The sequence below is a fragment of the Catenulispora rubra genome, from assembly GCF_015356825.1.
In the GTDB taxonomy this organism is placed as follows: domain Bacteria; phylum Actinomycetota; class Actinomycetes; order Streptomycetales; family Catenulisporaceae; genus Catenulispora; species Catenulispora rubra.
Map to the genome: position 1 here is coordinate 1 of NZ_JAACYW010000678.1, position 745 is coordinate 745.

Here is a 745-nt window from a genome sequence, read left to right on the forward strand (position 1 = left end):
CCTTGGCCGTCTGCGGGTAGTGACGCTGGAACGCTTCGGCGCGGGTGTCGTGGGCGAGCCCGAGGTTCGGGCCGGCGTTGCGCTGCAACTGCACGCCACGCCGCTTAGCGAGATCGGTGTAGTAGTCCCACATGTGCTGCTGCGCAGGCAGGCACTGCATGGCCTTCTGCTTGCGTTCGAAGACCGGCGTGATGTCGAGCAGGACGTCCGGCTTGAAGTCGCACTGCTCGCTCTGGTGCGGCTCGAAGGAGAACACCGGAGGCGCGCCGAGCACGTCGCCCGGCGCCTGGTAGCCGATGGCCTGCGCGAGGATCCGCGCCTGCATGGCCATCCGCGCGGCGGCCGGATGATCGCCGTTGTACGGATCGGCCAGGGTGTGGGTGAGCACAACCGTGGGCTGTACGTCCCGGTAGATGTGTACGAGCCGGTCCACCAGTTCGGCGTTCTCCGACAGCGGGTAGTCGCCGGCATCGAAGAACTCGATCTCGGCGCCGAGGGCCGAGGCCGCGGCCTCGGCCTCCGCACGCCGGATCGCCTTGATCTCCTCGAGCGGCTTGCCGGCCAGCCATGCCTTCGCCGATTCGCCGCGCTCGCCGTAGGACAGACAGACGACCTTGGCGCGCTCTCCGCGCTCGGCCGCCAGGGCTATCGCGCCGGCCGAGCGCCAGACGAAGTCACCGGCGTGCGCGCTGACGACCAGCAGTGCGTCACGGGATTCAGCCATGGTCCGTACTCCTTGCTCGAT

General features: G+C 68.7%; 1 protein-coding gene. It reads right to left on the bottom strand.

Features of this window, described 5'->3' with window-relative positions; genetic code table 11:
- The coding region (locus tag GWK61_RS54915; protein WP_194922347.1) for a PIG-L deacetylase family protein at positions 1 to 724 on the bottom strand (724 nt) is incomplete at its 3' end.
- Positions 725 to 745: the final 21 nt, after the last annotated feature.